The 17093-nt window shown below is 68.5% G+C and carries 21 protein-coding genes and 1 tRNA gene; 14 read left to right on the top strand and 8 right to left on the bottom strand.

Translation table 11 applies throughout. The features are described 5' to 3' along the window. Window positions 1-13: 13 nt before the first annotated feature. The 8 genes from coaD to ACQQ2N_RS20070 are packed head-to-tail and all read left to right on the top strand — an operon-like array spanning window position 14 to window position 5630. On the top strand, window positions 14-517 hold the full coding sequence (coaD, locus tag ACQQ2N_RS20105) for a pantetheine-phosphate adenylyltransferase (RefSeq protein ID WP_440225811.1): 504 nt from the start codon (window positions 14-16) through the stop codon (window positions 515-517). 12 nt (window positions 518-529) lie between these two features. Then, entirely contained in the window at window positions 530-1036 is a 507-nt protein-coding gene (locus ACQQ2N_RS20100; protein ID WP_440223355.1) for a hypothetical protein, read from the top strand. Window positions 1037-1079: 43 nt separating this feature from the next. Then, on the top strand, window positions 1080-1334 hold the full coding sequence (locus tag ACQQ2N_RS20095) for a YfhL family 4Fe-4S dicluster ferredoxin (protein ID WP_440223354.1): 255 nt from the start codon (window positions 1080-1082) through the stop codon (window positions 1332-1334). Next, window positions 1331-3088 (top strand): gamma-glutamyltransferase, encoded by a 1758-nt coding sequence (ggt, locus tag ACQQ2N_RS20090; RefSeq protein ID WP_440223353.1) that lies wholly within the window; start codon window positions 1331-1333, stop codon window positions 3086-3088. Before ACQQ2N_RS20095 ends, ggt begins: the two co-directional genes overlap by 4 nt. 4 nt (window positions 3089-3092) lie before the next feature. Next, entirely contained in the window at window positions 3093-3962 is an 870-nt protein-coding gene (locus tag ACQQ2N_RS20085) for an MBL fold metallo-hydrolase (protein ID WP_440223352.1), read from the top strand. A 59-nt stretch (window positions 3963-4021) separates the two neighbouring features. Further along, the gene (locus ACQQ2N_RS20080; protein ID WP_440223351.1) at window positions 4022-4531 is read left to right on the top strand and encodes a DUF4920 domain-containing protein; all 510 of its coding nucleotides are present in this window, start codon (window positions 4022-4024) and stop codon (window positions 4529-4531) included. A gap of 4 nt (window positions 4532-4535) precedes the next feature. Beyond that, window positions 4536-5222, top strand: a complete 687-nt coding sequence (locus ACQQ2N_RS20075) for a TMEM43 family protein (protein WP_440223350.1) — start codon at window positions 4536-4538, stop codon at window positions 5220-5222. Between the two features lie 12 nt (window positions 5223-5234). Next, a complete protein-coding gene (locus ACQQ2N_RS20070; RefSeq protein WP_440223349.1) occupies window positions 5235-5630 on the top strand; it encodes an MAPEG family protein in 396 nt (131 codons plus the stop codon). A 7-nt stretch (window positions 5631-5637) separates the two neighbouring features. Here ACQQ2N_RS20070 and ACQQ2N_RS20065 read toward each other — a convergent pair whose 3' ends face one another. Continuing rightward, entirely contained in the window at window positions 5638-6186 is a 549-nt protein-coding gene (locus ACQQ2N_RS20065) for an NUDIX hydrolase (protein WP_440223348.1), read from the bottom strand. Window positions 6187-6387: 201 nt separating this feature from the next. Here ACQQ2N_RS20065 and ACQQ2N_RS20060 point away from each other — a divergent pair, with 201 nt between their 5' ends. Beyond that, window positions 6388-7902, top strand: coding sequence for a hypothetical protein (locus ACQQ2N_RS20060; RefSeq protein ID WP_440223347.1), 1515 nt, complete (start codon window positions 6388-6390; stop codon window positions 7900-7902). A 6-nt stretch (window positions 7903-7908) separates the two neighbouring features. On the opposite strand, the gene ACQQ2N_RS20055 is transcribed toward ACQQ2N_RS20060, so the two are convergent. The 5 genes from ACQQ2N_RS20055 to ACQQ2N_RS20035 all read right to left on the bottom strand — a co-directional run bounded on the left by ACQQ2N_RS20055 (window position 7909) and on the right by ACQQ2N_RS20035 (window position 12014). After that, entirely contained in the window at window positions 7909-8796 is an 888-nt protein-coding gene (locus tag ACQQ2N_RS20055) for a 5'-3' exonuclease (RefSeq protein ID WP_440223346.1), read from the bottom strand. Between the two features lie 10 nt (window positions 8797-8806). Continuing rightward, a complete protein-coding gene (locus ACQQ2N_RS20050) occupies window positions 8807-9370 on the bottom strand; it encodes a nitroreductase family protein (RefSeq protein ID WP_440223345.1) in 564 nt (187 codons plus the stop codon). A gap of 61 nt (window positions 9371-9431) precedes the next feature. Continuing rightward, window positions 9432-10829, bottom strand: coding sequence for a PhoH family protein (locus tag ACQQ2N_RS20045; protein ID WP_440223344.1), 1398 nt, complete (start codon window positions 10827-10829; stop codon window positions 9432-9434). A gap of 76 nt (window positions 10830-10905) precedes the next feature. Next, entirely contained in the window at window positions 10906-11382 is a 477-nt protein-coding gene (locus ACQQ2N_RS20040; RefSeq protein WP_440223343.1) for a peroxiredoxin, read from the bottom strand. 17 nt (window positions 11383-11399) lie between these two features. Then, window positions 11400-12014, bottom strand: coding sequence for a glycine cleavage system protein R (locus ACQQ2N_RS20035; protein WP_440225810.1), 615 nt, complete (start codon window positions 12012-12014; stop codon window positions 11400-11402). 136 nt (window positions 12015-12150) lie between these two features. Here ACQQ2N_RS20035 and dapA point away from each other — a divergent pair, with 136 nt between their 5' ends. Both dapA and ACQQ2N_RS20025 read left to right on the top strand, forming a co-directional pair. Further along, window positions 12151-13053 (top strand): 4-hydroxy-tetrahydrodipicolinate synthase, encoded by a 903-nt coding sequence (gene dapA / locus ACQQ2N_RS20030; protein WP_440223342.1) that lies wholly within the window; start codon window positions 12151-12153, stop codon window positions 13051-13053. 29 nt (window positions 13054-13082) lie between these two features. Next, window positions 13083-13703: a hypothetical protein gene (locus ACQQ2N_RS20025; protein ID WP_440223341.1), complete on the top strand. Its 621-nt coding sequence runs from the start codon at window positions 13083-13085 to the stop codon at window positions 13701-13703. A 67-nt stretch (window positions 13704-13770) separates the two neighbouring features. Here ACQQ2N_RS20025 and fdxA read toward each other — a convergent pair whose 3' ends face one another. Both fdxA and ACQQ2N_RS20015 read right to left on the bottom strand, forming a co-directional pair. Next, window positions 13771-14094, bottom strand: coding sequence for a ferredoxin FdxA (gene fdxA / locus ACQQ2N_RS20020; protein WP_440223340.1), 324 nt, complete (start codon window positions 14092-14094; stop codon window positions 13771-13773). Window positions 14095-14141: 47 nt separating this feature from the next. Continuing rightward, a tRNA-Glu gene (locus tag ACQQ2N_RS20015) sits at window positions 14142-14217 on the bottom strand. Between the two features lie 98 nt (window positions 14218-14315). Between ACQQ2N_RS20015 and pcnB the strand changes: the two genes are divergently transcribed. The 3 genes from pcnB to panB are packed head-to-tail and all read left to right on the top strand — an operon-like array spanning window position 14316 to window position 17084. Continuing rightward, window positions 14316-15704, top strand: a complete 1389-nt coding sequence (gene pcnB / locus ACQQ2N_RS20010) for a polynucleotide adenylyltransferase PcnB (RefSeq protein ID WP_440223339.1) — start codon at window positions 14316-14318, stop codon at window positions 15702-15704. Further along, the gene (folK, locus tag ACQQ2N_RS20005) at window positions 15701-16219 is read left to right on the top strand and encodes a 2-amino-4-hydroxy-6-hydroxymethyldihydropteridine diphosphokinase (RefSeq protein WP_440223338.1); all 519 of its coding nucleotides are present in this window, start codon (window positions 15701-15703) and stop codon (window positions 16217-16219) included. The genes pcnB and folK overlap by 4 nt, the downstream gene beginning before the upstream one ends. Window positions 16220-16262: 43 nt before the next feature. Continuing rightward, on the top strand, window positions 16263-17084 hold the full coding sequence (gene panB / locus ACQQ2N_RS20000; RefSeq protein ID WP_440223337.1) for a 3-methyl-2-oxobutanoate hydroxymethyltransferase: 822 nt from the start codon (window positions 16263-16265) through the stop codon (window positions 17082-17084). Window positions 17085-17093 lie beyond the last annotated feature (9 nt).

Below are 17093 nucleotides of genomic sequence, written 5' to 3'. Positions count from 1 at the left end.
GATGTCCGTTTCCATGTCGCGAGCACGCGTGGCGGTCTACCCCGGCACGTTCGATCCGATCACCAACGGCCACATCGACCTCGTGTGCCGCGCGGCGCCGCTGTTCGATCGCTTCGTGGTCGCGATCGCCGACAGCCAGACCAAGGGACCGAGCTTCTCGCTCGATGATCGCCTCGATCTCGCTCGGCGCGCGCTGGCCGGCGTCCCTAACGTCGAAGTGCGCGGTTTCGCGACGCTGCTCGCCAATTTCGTCAACGAGATCGGCGCAGGCGTGATCCTGCGCGGACTGCGCGCGGTCTCCGATTTCGAGTACGAGTTCCAGCTGGCCAGCATGAACCGGCATCTGATTCCCGATGCCGAGACGCTGTTCCTCACGCCGGCCGAACAGTACAGCTTCATTTCGTCGTCGCTCGTGCGCGAGATCGCGCGCCTCGGTGGCGATGTGTCCGGGTTCGTGCACCCGGTCGTCCAGGAGGCGCTCGCGCGTCGCTGGTCCAATCCGTCAGCATCCAGTTAGGGAGTGGAAACCATGTCCAAGCATCTCATCGCCGCCGTCGCGTTCGGCCTCGCCGTCACGCTCGCAGGCTGCAACAAGGACGAAGCTGCGCCGCAGCAGACCGCCGAGCAGCAGGTCGAGACCGTCGCACTGCCGACCGACGCGAACGACCAGAACGCGTGGAAGAAGTACCTCGCGGCGGTCGTCATGCAGAACATGCAGGGCGTCAACACGACGCGTCCGTACATGTACTTCGTGCCGGGCGGCGATGACGGCAAGGCGCAGCTCGATCGCAGCAACCAGCTCGACAACGTGCAGACGGTCATCGCGCGCGGCGTCCTGCCGGGCAACATGGTCGCGTTCGGCGGCCCGGATTCGAAGATCACGGGCGACCTCATCGTCGACGCGTTCGACGGTGCCAGCGCCGGCACGTTCAAGGACGTGTTCGTGCTGTTCATCGGCAAGCAGGAGGATTCCGACCGCGTGCGCGACGCGCTCGCGACGGTCGGCGCGACCTACCGCTTCGCCGAAATGAAGTGATTCACGCGACGGCGCCGCGCAAAGCGGCGCCGTCTCCCCGCGCATGGCCCTCAAGATCACCGACCAGTGCATCAACTGCGACGTCTGCGAGCCGGTGTGTCCGAACGCGGCGATCGCGCCCGGTAGCGAGATCTACGAGATCGCGCCCTCGAACTGCACCGAATGCGTCGGGCATTTCGATGTTCCGCAATGTATCGAGGTCTGTCCGGTCGAGTGCATCATCCTTGACCCCGAGCATCCCGAATCGCGGGACGAGCTCATGGCCAAGTACGCCCATCTGACCGGATCGAATCCTTGAAGCAGACCTTCCTCGCCGCCGCGCTGTGCGTGGTGCTCGCCGCGTGCGGTGTGCCGCAGCCCCCTGCCACCGCCAACCAGGCGCCGCCGGACGCCACGCCCGCGGCAACGAACGACGGGGCCGCACGTGCGCCGTCGATCACGGGGCGCCCGGGCAAGGCCGCGATCGCGAGTGCGCACGCACTCGCGACCGACGCGGGTTTCGAGGTGCTCGGCAAGGGCGGCAATGCGTTCGATGCGGCGATCGCGGTCGGCGCAGCACTGGCGGTCGTCGAGCCGCAGAGTTCGGGCATCGGCGGAGGTGGTTTCTTCCTGCTGCGTCGCGCGAGCGATGATCGCCAGGTGTTCCTCGATGCACGCGAGACCGCACCCGCGGCGAGCAGGCCGGAGCTGTGGACCGACCCGCAGGGCAAGCTCGATCGCGACAAGTCGATCAATGGTCCGTTGTCGGCCGGCATCCCGGGCGAGCCGGCCGCGTTCGCATGGCTCGCGCAGCATTACGGCAAACTGCCGCTGTCGGAATCGCTCGCGCCGGCGATCCGTCTCGCGCGCGACGGATTCCCAGTCTACGGACGTTTCGCGAAAAGCATCGCCTCGCGCAAGCCCGTGCTGTCGCGCTGGCCGTCGTCGGCGGCGCTGTACCTCGGCGAATCGGGCGAGGCGCCGGTCGAGGGGGCGGTGTTCCGCAATCCCGATCTCGCCACGACGCTCGAACTGATCGCGTCGAAAGGGGCAGACGGCTTCTACAAGGGCGAGTTCGCGAAGCGACTCGCCGATGCCGTGCAGGCTGCCGGGGGCACGTGGACGATCGAGGATCTCGCCGCCTACCAGGTGCGCGAGCGCGAGCCGATCACGCTCGACTACCGCGGCTGGCGCATCGTCACCGCACCGCCGCCTTCGTCGGGCGGCATCGCACTGGCCGAGATGCTCAACATCCTCGCGGGCTACGACCTCGCCAAGCTCGAGCGCATGCCGCGCGTGCACCTCACGATCGAGGCGATGCGTCGCGCCTACCGCGACCGCGCCGAATACCTCGGCGATCCCGACTACGTGAAGATGCCGATCGCCGAGCTCACGAGCCCGCTGTACGCGGCCGGCCTGCGCGCGTCGATCCATCCGTCGAGGGCGACGCCGAGCGACATGCTGCCGGGGTACATGCCGCCGGTCGAGGCCGAGCACACGACGCATTATTCGATCATGGACGCCGACGGCAACCTCGCCGCGGTGACCAAGACCGTGAATCTCGCGCTGGGCTCGGGCTTCGTCGTCGAAGGCACCGGCTTCGTGCTCAACAACGAGATGGACGATTTCGCGCTGCTGCCGGGCCAGCCGAATGCATTCGGCCTCGTCGGCGGCGACGCCAACGCGCCGAAGCCCGGGCATCGCCCGCTGTCGTCGATGACGCCGAGCTTCGTGATCGGCGAGGACCGCGTGGGCGTGATCGGCACGCCCGGTGGCAGCCGCATCATCACGATGGTGTTCGAGGGCATCCTCGCGTTCGTCGATGGCCAGTCGGCGCAGCAGGTCGCCGCTAACCCGCGCTACCATCACCAGTACCTGCCCGATGTCGTGTCGGCCGAGCCGAACGCGTTCACGCGCGACGAGACGCGTGCGCTGCAGGACATGGGGCATATCGTCAACGATGCCGAACGCACCTGGGGCCTCATGAACGTGGTCGGCTGGAACCGCAAGGACGGTACCGTCGAGGGCGGCTCGGACCCGCGTGAAGAGATGAGCAGCGCTCGCGTACAATGAGCGGATGAAGCTCTGGTCGCTCCTCGGCAACTCGCAACGCCTCGACGGCGGCGCGATGTTCGGCAACGCACCGCGCGCGGTGTGGCAGAAGTGGATCGCCCCCGATGCCGACAACGGCATCCCGCTGGCCTGCCGCTGCCTGCTCGCCGAGGACCTCGACGGACGTACCGTGCTTTTCGAAACCGGCATCGGCGCGTTCTTCGAGCCGAAGCTGCGCGCGCGCTACGGCGTGCTCGAGGATCGTCACGTGCTGCTCGATTCACTCGCCGCGGCGGGCTTCTCGCACGAGGACATCGACGTGGTCGTGCTTTCGCACCTGCACTTCGACCATGCCGGCGGCCTGCTCGCGGCGTGGTCGGAGGGTGCGGCGCCTGGCCTGCTGTTTCCGAACGCGACGTTCGTGGTTGGTGCGCGCCACTGGGAGCGTGCGGTCCAACCGCATCCACGTGACCGTGCGTCGTTCATCCCCGAACTCGTGCCGTTGCTGCGCGACAGCGGTCGCCTCGAACTCGTCGACGGTGCGCATGCGAAGGCGCTCGGCGAGCACGTGAGGTTCGAGGTGTCCGATGGCCACACGCCCGGCCTGCTGCTCGCCGAGATCGTCGCGGACGGCGGCGGCGTGGTGTTCTGCGCCGACCTGATCCCGGGACGTCCGTGGGTGCATCTGCCGATCACGATGGGCTACGACCGCTATCCCGAACTGCTCATCGACGAGAAGCGCGCGTTCCTCGCCGACAAGCTCGCGCGCAACGTGCGCCTGTTCTTCACCCACGACAGCGCCTGCGCCATGGCCGCGGTCGCGCGCGACGACGGCGGCCGCTACTCGACGCGCGACGAACATGCCGAACTCGCCGCCTGGCCGCTCGCGGCCTGAACGTTCTTCCGATCACCCCGCGTGAGCCGATCGCCAACGCACCCACCAAGGAGAGTCCGATGCGTGCCCTTGTCCTGATGCTCGCCCTCTGCGCCACCGGCGCGCAGGCCCACGATGACCATGCCCATGCTGCCGGCGAGCGCGACCACAGTCGCACGCCTGCCGGTCCCGCGCCGGTCGCGAAGACCGCCGAAGGCGAGATTTACGGTGCCGCGCTGCCGGCGGCGCGTCCGGCCGCGGTCGATATCGACGCCGTCGCCGCCGATGCGAAGCCGCACCTCGGCAAGCCCGGTGCGTTCAGCGGCCGCATCACCCAGGTCTGCCAGAAGAAGGGCTGCTGGCTCGTGCTCGCCGGCGAGAAGGGCGAGCTCGCACGCGTGTTCATGCACGACCACGCGTTCAGCGTGCCCAAGGACGCGAGCGGCCAGGCCGTGGTCTACGGCACGCTCAGCGAGAAGTCGCTCAGCGAGGCCGAGATCGCCCATCTCAAGTCGGATGGTGCGAAGGCGCCGACGCCGCGCGAGCTGCAGATCGACGCCGACACCGTCCTGATCAAGACGGCGGGCTGAGAGGATGTCCGTCGCGCGCATCGGCCTCGTCGTCGGCTTCGCCGCGCTCGCCGCGGGAGTCGCCTGGTGGGGATTGCGTGCGCGCGACGCTGCGCCGGAGGTGCCGGGACAGGGCACGCCGACGGCGGTCAAGGCCGACGCCGTCGATCCGGCCAACGAAGGGCGCCTCGTCAGCATCGCCGGCACCTTGCGCATCGATGCGCGCGCGGTCGACACCCAGCTCGGCGTGTCGACCGACGCGGTCGCACTGCTGCGCGATGTCGAGATGTACCAGTGGCAGGAGCAGTGCATCGCGAATGCCTGCGGCCAGAAGGCCGTATGGTCGTCCGAGGTGATCGACTCGAACGCGTTCCGCGAGCGCACCGGCAACGTCAACCCGGGCCGTTTCCCGTTCGAGCGCGCGCGCTTCCCGGCGGGGCGCATCCTGCTCGGCGCGTTCGTGGTCGATCCCGCGCTGGTCACCGAGAGCCTCGGCACGAAGCCGCATCCGGTCGGCCTGCGCGACGTCCACCCGAACCTCGAAGCGAGCTTCGGCGAGCACGACGGCGTGCTCTACGCCGACGGTGATCCCGACAAGCCCATGATCGGCGACTTGCGCGTAAGCTACCGCGTCGTGCCGGTCGGCGATGTCGTGCTGACCGGCATCCAGCGCGCCGACCGGCTCGAGCCGGCGGCGACGTCCACCGACTGAAGGGGAGCGGTCATGCGCATCACCGGAATCTACGCGGCGTTGTCCGCGTTGCTCGTCATCGTGCTCACGATCCGCGTCGTACTGCGCCGGCGCGAGGCGCGCATCGGCATCGGCGACGGCGGCGACCACGAGCTGGCCAAGCGCATCCGCGCGCATGCCAACGCGGTCGAGTACCTCCCGCTCGCGTTGCTGCTGCTGCTGATCGTCGAGCTCAACCAGACCCTTCCGCTGGTCGTGCACGTGTTCGGCATCATGCTCGTGGCCGGACGCCTCGCCCACGCGTTCGGACTCTCGCGCTCGTCCAAGGTCAGCGCGGGGCGTGCCGTCGGCACCCTGCTCACGCTGCTGGCGATCATCGGCATGGCCGTGCTGCTGCTGTGGCAGGCCGCCGTGCTCGCGACGGCCTGAACGCCGCTCAGCCGGCCGCGCGGTCGCGCATGAGGTCGGCGTTGTCGAGAAAGAACATGCCGGCGAACATCTTGGGGTCGACCGAGTAGCCGTCGGCCATCTTGCGGACCAGCCAGCGCGCCGCTTCGGCGCGCGGGATCTCGTGGACCACGATGTCCTCGGTTTCGTCGCCGCCGCCGGCGTGCACGCGTTCGAGATCGAGGGCGCGCACGAACGCGAGGATCTCGTTGCTCATGCCGGCCGAGGTCGGGCCGGCCATGATGAACTCGACGCGGCCGGCCGCGTAGCCGGTCTCTTCGATGAGCTCACGGTGTGCGGCCTCGACAGCGCTCTCGCCGCTGCTGTCGGCCTGGTCGCCGACGAGGCCGGCCGGCATCTCGATCGTCATGCACTCGAGCGCGGGACGGTACTGTTCGACGAACAGCACCTTGTCCTCGGGGGTGACGGCGATGATCATGACGCCGCCGCCCGGGTTGGTGCGCTCGGCATATTCCCAGCGGCCGCGCTTCTTGAGGCGCAGCCAGGTGCCGTTGCAAAGCGTAATCGTTTCCGTCATCGTAACTGGCTCCGTGAAACTTTCGATGCGAGGCAAGGTCTCGATCGCCTCGGTTTCCGCATCCGGTCGCGCTCCGGCGGCGCAGGTCCCCGATTATGGGCTTGTCGACGCTCCGTGGCATGAAGCGCCGGACCGGCAGCCCGCGCCCTCGGCGGCGCCCCCTTTTTCCCGACCAGCCCGACAGTATCCAGGGATATCCAGATGATGACCAAGCATTGGCTGTGCGCACTCGTGATCGGCGCGCTCTCGTTCGGCGTGGCGGCCCAGTCGCCGGCGCCGCAAGGCTCCGAGGATGCCACGACCGAGGACGCTGCTCCGCAGCGCCAGATGCCGGTCCTGACGCAGGAGCAGATCGCCGGGATCGCCGATCCGAAGGCGCTCAAGCAGCTCATGGCGGTGTATCGCCGCAGCGGCGACTTCCAGCGCCTCGGCTGGACGCTCGAGCGCCTCACGGCGGTGCTGCCCAACGTCGGCGAGTACAAGTTCGCGCTCGCCGTGGTCTACGCCAACACGGGCGAGAAGACCAAGGCCTACGACCTGCTCATGCGCATGAAGTCGCAGGGCTTCGGCTACGACATCGGCAAGGACAAGCGTTTCGAGAAGATCGCCGACACCCGCGTGTGGGAGTACGTGGCCAACAACCTCAAGTCGAACCTGCAGACCTTCGGCGAAGGCAAGGTCGCGTTCGAGTTGCCCAAGGGCGACACGCTCGCCGAGTCGCTCGGCTGGGACCCCAAGCGCAAGAAGTTCCTCGTCGGCAGCGCGCGCGACGGCAGCATCCAGCTCGTCGACGACAAGGGCAAGACATCCGATTTCATCAAGGCCGATGCGACGAACGGCTTGTGGAGCGTCTACGCGCTCGCCGTCGATGCCGAGCGCGACCTGCTCTACGTCGCCTCGACCTCGTCGGTCTACTTCAAGGGCTTCAAGCAGGACGACTTCGGCAAGGCCGGTGTGTTCGCGTTCCGCCTGTCGACCGGCAAGCTCGTCGACCGCTACCTCGTCGAGGGTGGTGGCGTGCACACGCTGTCGAGCATCACGGTCGGCAAGGGCGGCCAGATGTTCGTCGCCGACGGCGTGCGCAACGTGATCTACACGATCGAAGGCAAGAAGCTCAAGGTCGCGGCTTCCGATCCGAACCTCACCAGCATCCGCGGCCTCGCGGTCAGCGACGACGGCAAGTTGCTGTACTTCGCCGACTATCAGCTCGGCCTGTTCGGTGTGCACCTGTCGTCCGGTACCGGTTTCGCCGTGCAGTTCAACCCCGAGGTGCTCGTGCTCGGCGGCATCGACGGACTCTACTGGTACGACGGTACGCTCGTGACGATCGCGAGCGGCATGATGCCCAAACGCGTCATGCGCCTCACCCTCTCGCAGGAAGGCTCGGCGATCACGAAGGCGATGCCGCTCGATGCGGCGAACCCCGCACTGAGCGTGCCGACCTACGGCACGGTCGCCGATGGCAAGCTGTACTTCGTCGCCAACAGCCAGAAGGCGCTCTACGGGCAGTACGGTGACGTCCGGGACGCGTCGAAGCTCGAGGCGGTCAAGGTGTTCCGCAGCGACCTGCGCTTCGCCTGGAACGAGACCGGCGTGACGACCAACGCACTTCCGGTCCGCGAAGCCTCGTTCGAGGAAGGCAAGAAGCTCATGCAGGAGCGCCCGAGCCTCGACAGGGGCGGCGAGAAGCCGGCCGAGAAGAAGCCCGGGGGCTGATGCGCTTCAGCCCGCGAGCGCGCGCACGCGCGCTCGCGTCAGCGGGCCGAGCTTCAGTCGGTCGAACAGTGCTTCGGTGCCCGCTGCATCGGGTGCGCGTCGCGCGTAATGCGCGACTTCGAGGGGTACCGGCGCATCGAGTGCGATCGCCGTGAGCGAGCGTGACAGGCGCGCCAGCGCCGTGTGCTCGCGCAGCTTGCGTGCGGTCGCCGCCGCGCCGCGCAGGCGCAGGAAACCGACCTCGTCGACCCGCTCGAGCAGGGCGTCGAGCGTGTCGAAATGCGCGAGCAGGGCGGCCGCGGTCTTCGCACCGATGCCGGGCACGCCCGGGATGTTGTCCACCGTGTCGCCCATCAGGGCCAGGTAGTCGGGCACCTGCCGTGGATGGATGCCGAAGCGCTGCAGGACGCCGTCGGCACCCCAGCGTTCGTTGCGCGCATAGTCCCATTGCTCGACGCGGTCGCCGATCAGCTGGCCGAAATCCTTGTCGGCCGAGACGATCACCGCGTGGCACGCGTGGCGGCCCAGTGCGTGGATCGCGCTGCCGATGAGGTCGTCGGCTTCGTAGAGCGTATCCGTGAGCACGGTGAGCCCGAGTGCCGTGGCGACCTCGCGGCAATACCCGAACTGGCGCACGAGTTCCTCGGGCGGCAGCGCGCGGTTGGCCTTGTACTCGGGATAGATGCCGTTGCGGAACGAGCTCGTCAGCGACTCGTCGAAAGCGATCGCGACGTGGCTCGGCTGCGCCCGCTCGAGCAGCTCGAGCAGGAAGCGCGTGAAGCCGTGCACGGCGTTGACGGGATGGCCGTCGACATCGGTGAAGTCGGGCGGGATCGAATGCCACGCCCGGAACACGTAGAGGCTCGCATCGACCAGATGGACCGTCGTGGGCACGTGCGGGCGCTCAGCCCTGCCACTCGCCGAGCACGTCGGCGAGTGCGGCACGCGGATGCTGCGGCGCGGGCTGCAGCACGCTGCCGATGTGCACGAAGCCGGTGATCGACTCGTTCGCGGCGAGCCCGAGCAGGCTGGCGACGTCGCGGTCGTAGGCGGCCCAGCCGGTCAGCCACTGTGCGCCGAAACCGAGCGCCTGCGCACCGAGCAGCAGGTTGTAGGCGATGCACCCCGACGTGAGGACCTGTTCGATCTCGGGAACCTTGTGGCCCGCGGTCACGCGCGCAACGACGACGACGATGACCGGTGCCTGGTTGAAGCGCTCGCGGTCCTTGGCGAGTGCGCCGGCCGGTGCGCCGGGCTCGTTGCGGGCGTGGATCTCCGCGGTCGCCTCGCCGAGGCGCTGGCGCGCATCGCCGCGCACGAGGACCAGGCGATACGGCGTCAGCCGGCCGTGGTCGGGCACGCGCACCGCGGCTTCGAGCAGGGCATCGAGCTGGGCGGCGTCGGGGCCGGGAGCGCCGAGCTGGCGCGAGGGGACGGAAAGGCGTTGCTGGAGCGGGGCGAGCGACATGCGGACTTCCTGGAAACGGATGGAAGGCGGCACGCCCCGAGGACGCGCCGCCGAGGGTGGATCAGAGCACTTCGGAAGCGAAATCGGCCAGGCGCGAGCGCTCGCCGCGACGCAGCGTCAGGTGCGCCGAATGCGCCCAGTGCTTGAAGCGGTCGACCGCGTAGGTCAGGCCCGAGGTGGTCTCGGTGAGGTAGGGCGTGTCGATCTGCTCGACGTTGCCGAGGCAGACGATCTTGGTGCCGGGGCCGGCACGCGTGATCAGCGTCTTCATCTGCTTGGGCGTGAGGTTCTGCGCCTCGTCGATGATCACGTAGCGCGACAGGAACGTGCGGCCGCGCATGAAGTTCATCGAGCGGATCTTGATGCGCGAGGCGAGCAGGTCGTTGGTCGCCGCGCGGCCCCAGGCACCACCTTCCTGCGGCGAGGTCAGCACCTCGAGGTTGTCGGTCAGCGCGCCCATCCACGGCGTCATCTTCTCCTCCTCGGTACCGGGCAGGAAGCCGATGTCCTCGCCGACCGACACGGTCGCGCGCGTCATGATGATCTCGCGGTAACGCTGCTGGTCCATGACCTGGGCGAGGCCCGCGGCGAGCGCGAGGAGCGTCTTGCCGGTGCCCGCCGTGCCGAGCAGGGTGATGAAGTCGACATCGGGATCCATGAGCGCGTTGAGCGCGAAGTTCTGCTCGCGGTTGCGTGCCGAGATGCCCCACACGGTGTGCGAACCGCTGCGGTAGTCGTCGACGATCTGCAGCGTGGCCTTGCCGTTGGCGACCTGCAGCACGCGCAGCTCGATCTCGTTCTCGCCGGGCAGGTACAGGAACTGGTGCGGATGCCAGTCCTCGTCCTTGCGCAGCGTGACCTCGTAGAACGTGTGGCCGCGCTCCGACCACGAGCGCAGGTCGGCGTGCTGCTCCCAGAAGTCCTCGGACAGTTCGTTGTGGCCGGCATAGAGCAGGCTGAAATCGTCTAGCGCACGGTCGTTCTCGTAGTCCTCGGCGGTGACGCCGAAGATCGAGGCCTTGATGCGCAGGTTGATGTCCTTGGTGACGAGGACGACCGGCGTCTCCGGGTGCGCATCGCGCAGCGCGACCACCGAGGCGAGGATCAGGTTGTCGGGCACGCTGCGCTTGCGCGGTCCCGCGGACGGCTCCGGTACCTGGGTCTGGAAGTACAGCTTGCCGACCGTGTTCGCGCGGTTGAGGCGCAGGCCCTGCGGCAGCAGGAGATCGAGACCCTCGTCGATGTGGCGGCCCTTGCCGGTCTCGATGAGTTCGTTGATGAAGCGGCTGACCTGGCGCGCGTTGCGCGACACCTCCGACTGGCCCTTCTTGGCGGCATCGAGTTCCTCGAGCACCGTCATCGGCAGGAACACGTCGTGCTCCTCGAAGCGGAACAAGGCGGTCGGATCGTGCATGAGCACGTTCGTATCGAGCACGTAGATGCGCTTGCCTCGGGTCATGCGAAGGCCTCGTCCGGCGGGGAAGAAGAAGGTGCGCAGGTTGCGCGTGGGATGATGGCGTGCGCGCGAAGGTCGGTCACGCGCCGCCCAGTCGCTCCAGCACCGCGGCCGCGTGGCCCGGCACCTTGACGCCGCGCCATTCGGCGCGCAGGACCCCGTCGGGGTCGATCAGGAACGTGCTGCGCACGACGCCCATGTGGCGTTTGCCGTACAGCACCTTCTCGTGGATGACGTCGAACGCGCGGCACCAGCGTTCGTCGGTGTCCGCGATCAAGGTGAACGGGATCGCCTGCTTCGTGCTGAAGCGTGCATGCGACGAGGCACCGTCGCGCGACACGCCGACCACGACCGCGCCACGTTCCGCGAAGGTGTCGTGAAGGTCGCGGAAATCCTGCGCCTGGCGCGTGCAGCCCGGTGTCGCGTCCTTGGGATAGAAGTAGAGCACCACCCATTTGCCGCGCAGGTCGGCGAGCGACAGCGTCGTGCCGTCGCCGGTGACGCCTTCGAGGGCGGGGACGCGCTTGCCGATGGCCGGCGTGGTGGTCGTCGTCATGTCGTTCGTCTGCGGTTTCAGAACTTCATCGGGTCCATGATCGCGTCGAGGTTGAGCCCGTCGCAGAACTCGAGGAAATCGTCGCGCAGCGCGGCGAGGTGCATCGTGTTGGGAATCCCGATGGTGATCTGCGCCGAGAACATGTCGGCACCGGTCTGCATCGCGCGGTAGCGCGTCGAGTGCAGTTGTTCGATCGTGATGTTGTGGCCGGCGAAGAACTCGGCGAGCTGGAACAGCACGCCGGGTTTGTCGGCGGCGATGACCTCGACGACATACGGCAGCAGGCTGACCTGCTGCTGCTTGGCGCCCGTGCGGAAGTGCAGTACGCGCATGCCGCCGTCGCGATCGAGCTTGCCGAGCGCGTTCTCGAGCTTGGCGATCGCATCCCACGAGCCCTGCGCGAGGACCTGCACGCCGAGGTCGCTGCCGAGCGAGGCGACGCGTGCCTCGGCGACGTTGCAGCCGCAGTCGGCGATGCGCTTGGTGACGGCCACGAGGGGCGACTGCTCGGCACTCGCGAAGACGCTCACGAGCAGGTGGTTCTCGTTCGTCGTCGGACGTGGCGCGCGGTCGCTCAAGAGCTGCTTTCCTGCCTTTTTCACGGCGTGTGCGGCGCGGTGGCGCAGCCGCATCGAGGCCTGCGAACCGAGCATACTGGCCGTCCATGGACCCCGCAAGACACGCCTCGTGGCGCGTTTCCGGGCATTGGACTTCGCCCGTGCTTGGCCATACCATCCGTCGATTGACGATGCGCATGCCGACCCCGCCTTGAACCTCTCCGGAAGCATCTGCGCGCTGGCCACGCCTTTCGCGTCGGGCGGCGACTCCCTCGACCTCGAAGCGTTCGCGCGCCTCATCGACTACCAGCTCGACGCGGGCACGCGAGCGCTCGTCGTCGCCGGATCGACCGGCGAAGGCGCGGCACTCGAAACCGACGAGTTCACGGCACTGCTGTCCTTCGCGGTCGAGCGCGTCGCGCGCCGCGTGCCGGTGATCGCCGGCACGGGCCTGCAGTCCACGCGCAAGACGATCGCGCAGACGCGTCTCGCAGCCGAACTCGGTGCGGATGCCGCACTTGTGGTGACGCCGGCCTATGTGCGCCCGACGCAGGAAGGCCTGCATCGCCATTTCGCCGAGGTCGCCGCACACGGCGGTCTGCCGGTGATCCTCTACAACGTGCCGTCGCGCAGTGCCTGCGATCTGCTGCCTTCGACCGTCGCCCGGCTCGTGGATACCGCGGGGATCGTCGGCATCAAGGAAGCCGTGCCCGACGCGACGCGAATGAGCGAGCTGCTCGCGCTGCGCGGAGAGGGTTTCGTCGTGCTGTCCGGTGACGACCCGACCTGTGTGCGGGCCATCGGCGCGGGTGCGGCGGGCGTAATCTCGGTCGCCGCCAACGTCGCCCCACACGCGATGCAGCAGATCTGCGAGGCGGCCGCACGCGGCGACGCGGCGACGGCCTCGTCCCTCGACGTGCGCCTGCACGCGCTGTACGACCTGCTCGGTGCCGAACCGAATCCGATTCCCGTCAAGTGGTGCCTGCAGGCGCTCGGACTCGGCGACGCGCAGCCTCGGCTGCCGCTCGTCGCACTGTCCGCCGCGCATCACGAGCGCGCGCGCCGCATCCTCGTCGATCTCGGCCTCGTCGACGCGGCCCGCGCGGCCGGTTGAGTGCCACACGAACCATGGAAACCCTTCCCGTGAACAGAACCCTCAAGATCGTCGCCTGTGCGGTCATCTCCGTGTCGATGCTCGGCGGCTGCAGCTGGCTGCGCACCAAGTTCGGCAACAACGACGCCTACAAGAAGGCTCGCCAGGAACGGCCGCTGGAAGTGCCGCCCGATCTCGACGTGCCCAACACCGGTGGTTCGCTCGTGATTCCGGAGGCTGCGGGTGGCGCGGCATCGGGCACGGCCGTGCCGCCGTCCGCCGCTCCCGGTGATACGGCGCCCGCGATCGGCACCGGTGTCGGTGTCGTCGGCGAGGGCCTGCGCGTCGCCGACACGGCCGACAGCACCTTCCGTCGCGTCGGCCTCGCGCTCGAGCGTTCGGGCATCGCGACGGTACGCTCGAGCGATGCGTCGGCGGGCACCTACGACATCCAGGGCAGCGGCACGACGACGCAGCGTGCGGGCTGGCTCAAGCGCGCGGTCACGTTCGGCAAGGCCGGCGGCAAGAAGGTCTCGACGTCGGTCGCGCTGACGGTGCGCGTGACGGGCGAGGGTGACGCGAGCGTTGTCACCGTCGAAAGCGGCAGTGACGAGGCATCGAAGAATGCCGCGCGCGACGTGCTGTCGGTGCTGCGCGAACGCCTGTCCTGAGCGATACCGCCGCCGCAACGAAAAAACGCCGCGTCAGCGGCGTTTTTTTTTGACCTGAAGGTGCCGGTCAGCGTTCGATGAGATCGATCTTGCCGGGCTTGCCGTCCCATTCCTTGGCGTCGGCCGGCGGGTCACGCCGTTCGGTCAGCACGGGCCAGGCCTTGGCGAGTTCGGCGTTGAGCGCGATGAAGGCTTCCTGCCCGGCCGGGACGTCGTCCTCGGGATAGATCGCGTTCGCGGGGCACTCGGGCTCGCACAGCGTGCAGTCGATGCATTCCTCGGGATCGATCACGAGGAAGTTCGCGCCTTCGTGGAAGCAGTCCACCGGACAGACTTCGACGCAGTCGGTGTACTTGCACTTGACGCAGTTCTCGGTGACGACGAAGGGCATGCGATCAGTGCGGCGGCGTGCGAAGCGGAGGAGGCGAGGCAGGCAGTTGGCGCTCCCTACGAGGTTCGAACTCGTGTTCCCGCCTTGAGAGGGCGGTGTCCTGGACCACTAGACGAAGGGAGCGTTGTTTGGGGCAAACTGCGTGGGGGGCGTAGTATAACGGATTCGTAACCGACGACAATCGTCCCGTTGCACGGAACCGCTTCCAACGTGATCACTGAATGAACCCAGCAGCGCCGCAGTCCTCATCGACGACCTCCGCAGCAGCGATCGTCCCGCGCATCGTGCCGCGCTCCGAGCACGGCATCTCGCGCAAGAACATTTCCAGCGGCGCACTGCGCGTGCTGTATCGACTGCACGAAGCCGGCTACAAGGCTTTCCTCGTCGGCGGTGCCGTGCGTGACCTGCTGCTCGGCGGGCATCCGAAGGATTTCGACGTCGCCACCGACGCGACGCCCGAGCAGACGCGCGCGCTGTTCCGCAACTGTCGACTGATCGGGCGCCGCTTCCGCCTCGCGCATGTCGTGTTCGGGCGCGAGATCGTCGAGGTCGCGACGTTCCGCGGCATAGGTGAAGACGGCAACGCCGATCGTCAGGTGGTCGATGGACGCATCCTGCGCGACAACGTGTACGGCTCGATCGAGGAGGACGCGATCCGTCGCGACTTCACGGTCAACGCGCTGTACTACGACATCGCGGATTTCAGCGTGCGCGACTACGTCGGCGGCCTCGAGGACCTGCATTCGCATGCGATGCGCCTGATCGGCGATCCGGAACAGCGCTATCGCGAGGACCCCGTACGCATGCTGCGTGCGGTACGCCTTGCGGCGAAGCTCGGCTTCACGATCGCGCCCGAAGCGGCCGAACCGATCCAGCGCCTCGCGCCACTGCTCGCCGACGTCGCGCCGGCACGCCTGTTCGACGAGTCGCTCAAGCTGTTCCTCGCAGGGCACGGCCTCGCCAGCCTGCGCGGCCTGCACAACCACGACCTGCTCGGCCAGATCTTCCCGGCCACGGCCGCTGCACTCGCGGGACCCAACCGTGCGACGTTCGGCCGCATGCTCGGCTACACGTTCGAGAGCACCGACGAGCGCGTGCGCAGCGACAAGACCGTCACGCCGGCGTTCCTGTTCGCGGCGATGCTGTGGGAACCCGTGCGCGCCACCGCGCAGAAGCTCATCGACGAAGGCACCGAGCCCGCCGTGGCGTGGCCCGTCGCCGCCGATCGCGTCATGCACGAGCAGGCCTCGCGCGTCGCGATACCGCGCCGCTTCGGCCTCGGCATGGAGGAGATCTGGGCGTTGCAGCCGCGCTTCGAACAGCGCCAGAAGAAGCGCGTGAACCGCCTGCTGTCGCATCCGCGATTCCGCGCCGCGTTCGATTTCCTCGTGCTGCGCGCCAACGAGGAGGCCGAGCTCGTCGAACTGGTCGACTGGTGGACCGAGGCGCAGGAAGCCGGCGGTGCCGAACTGTCGCGCATGCTCACGCAGCCTGCCCCTGCCGGCGACGACGAAGGCATCGAGCGCGCGCCTGCACGCAAGCGTCCGCGGCGTCGCCGCCGCAAGGCGCCCGGTGCGGGTGGCGGGGCGCCGGTGGACGCGGTGGAGTGAGTTCGGTCCGCGCCTTCATCGGACTCGGCAGCAACCTCGACGATCCACCTCGCCAGCTCGCTCTCGCTCTCGATCGCATCGCGGAGTTGCCCGGCACGCGGCTGGTCGCCACGTCGGGCCTCTGGCGCACGCCGCCGTGGGGCGTGATCGAGCAACCCGCATTCGTCAACGCGGTGGCCGGGATCGCCACCGGACTCGCGCCGCGCGCGCTGCTCGACGCCCTGCTCGCGATCGAGCGAGCGCTCGGGCGCGTGCGTGACGGCGAGCGCTGGGGGCCGCGTCGCATCGATCTCGACCTGCTCGTCTACGGCGACCAGCGCGTCGACGAGGAAGGACTCGTCGTGCCGCACCCGCGCCTGCGCGAACGTGCGTTCGTGCTCGTGCCGCTGGCCGAAGTCGCGCCGTCGCTCGAGGTTCCGGGGCAGGGACGCGTGGACGCGCTGCTCGCCGGCGTCGACGCCACGGCCTGCACGCGCCTCGACATCGCGGCGCCGGTGCAGGGCACGTTACGATAGCGGTCCCGCTGCCGTCCCGGCACGCCGCGTCATCCCTTCATCCATGTATGCCTCGTCTCCCGGTGCCGCCACGGCACCGATCACCGTCCCGTCGCTGGCCCAGCGCAAGGCTGACGGCAGCAAGATCGCCTCGCTGACCTGCTACGACGCGAGCTTCGCGGCCTGCCTCGATGCGAACGGCGTCGACGTCGTGCTCGTCGGCGATTCGCTCGGCATGGTCGTGCAAGGCCACTCGAGCACGCTGCCGGTGACGCTCGACCACGTCGTCTACCACACGGCCGCGGTCGCACGCGGCCTGCGCAAGGCCTTGCTGGTCGCGGACCTGCCGTTCATGACCTACCGCGACGTGCCGACGGCACTCGCATCGGCGGCGCGCCTCGTCGCCGAGGGTGGCGCGGCGATGGTCAAGCTCGAAGGCGCCGGTTACGTGCTGGAATCGATCGCAGCGCTCGCCGAGCGCGACATCCCGGTCTGCGCGCATCTCGGTCTCACGCCGCAGTCGGTGCATCGCTTCGGCGGCTACCGCGTGCAGGGTCGCCAGGCGTCGGAGGCCGAGCGCCTCGTCGCCGAGGCGCATGCCGTCGCCGAGGCCGGTGCCGACCTGCTCGTGCTCGAGTGCGTGCCGGCCGCGCTCGCCGCGCGCATCACGCAGGAGCTCGCGATCCCGACGATCGGCATCGGTGCCGGCGCCGACTGCGACGGCCAGGTGCTCGTGATCCACGACCTGCTCGGTGTCACGCCGGGCAAGCGTCCGCGCTTCAGCAAGGACTTCCTCGCCGGACAGGGCTCGGTCGCGGCTGCGGTCGCCGCCTACGTCGAGGCCGTGCGCACGAAGGCCTTCCCGGCCGCCGAACACGCGTACTGAGGGGGCGTC

The organism is Dokdonella aquatica (assembly GCF_051987395.1).
In the GTDB taxonomy this organism is placed as follows: Bacteria; Pseudomonadota; Gammaproteobacteria; order Xanthomonadales; family Rhodanobacteraceae; genus Dokdonella.
The sequence above is the reverse complement of the archived record's forward strand: the minus strand, read 5'-3'. Positions and strand labels throughout refer to the sequence as shown.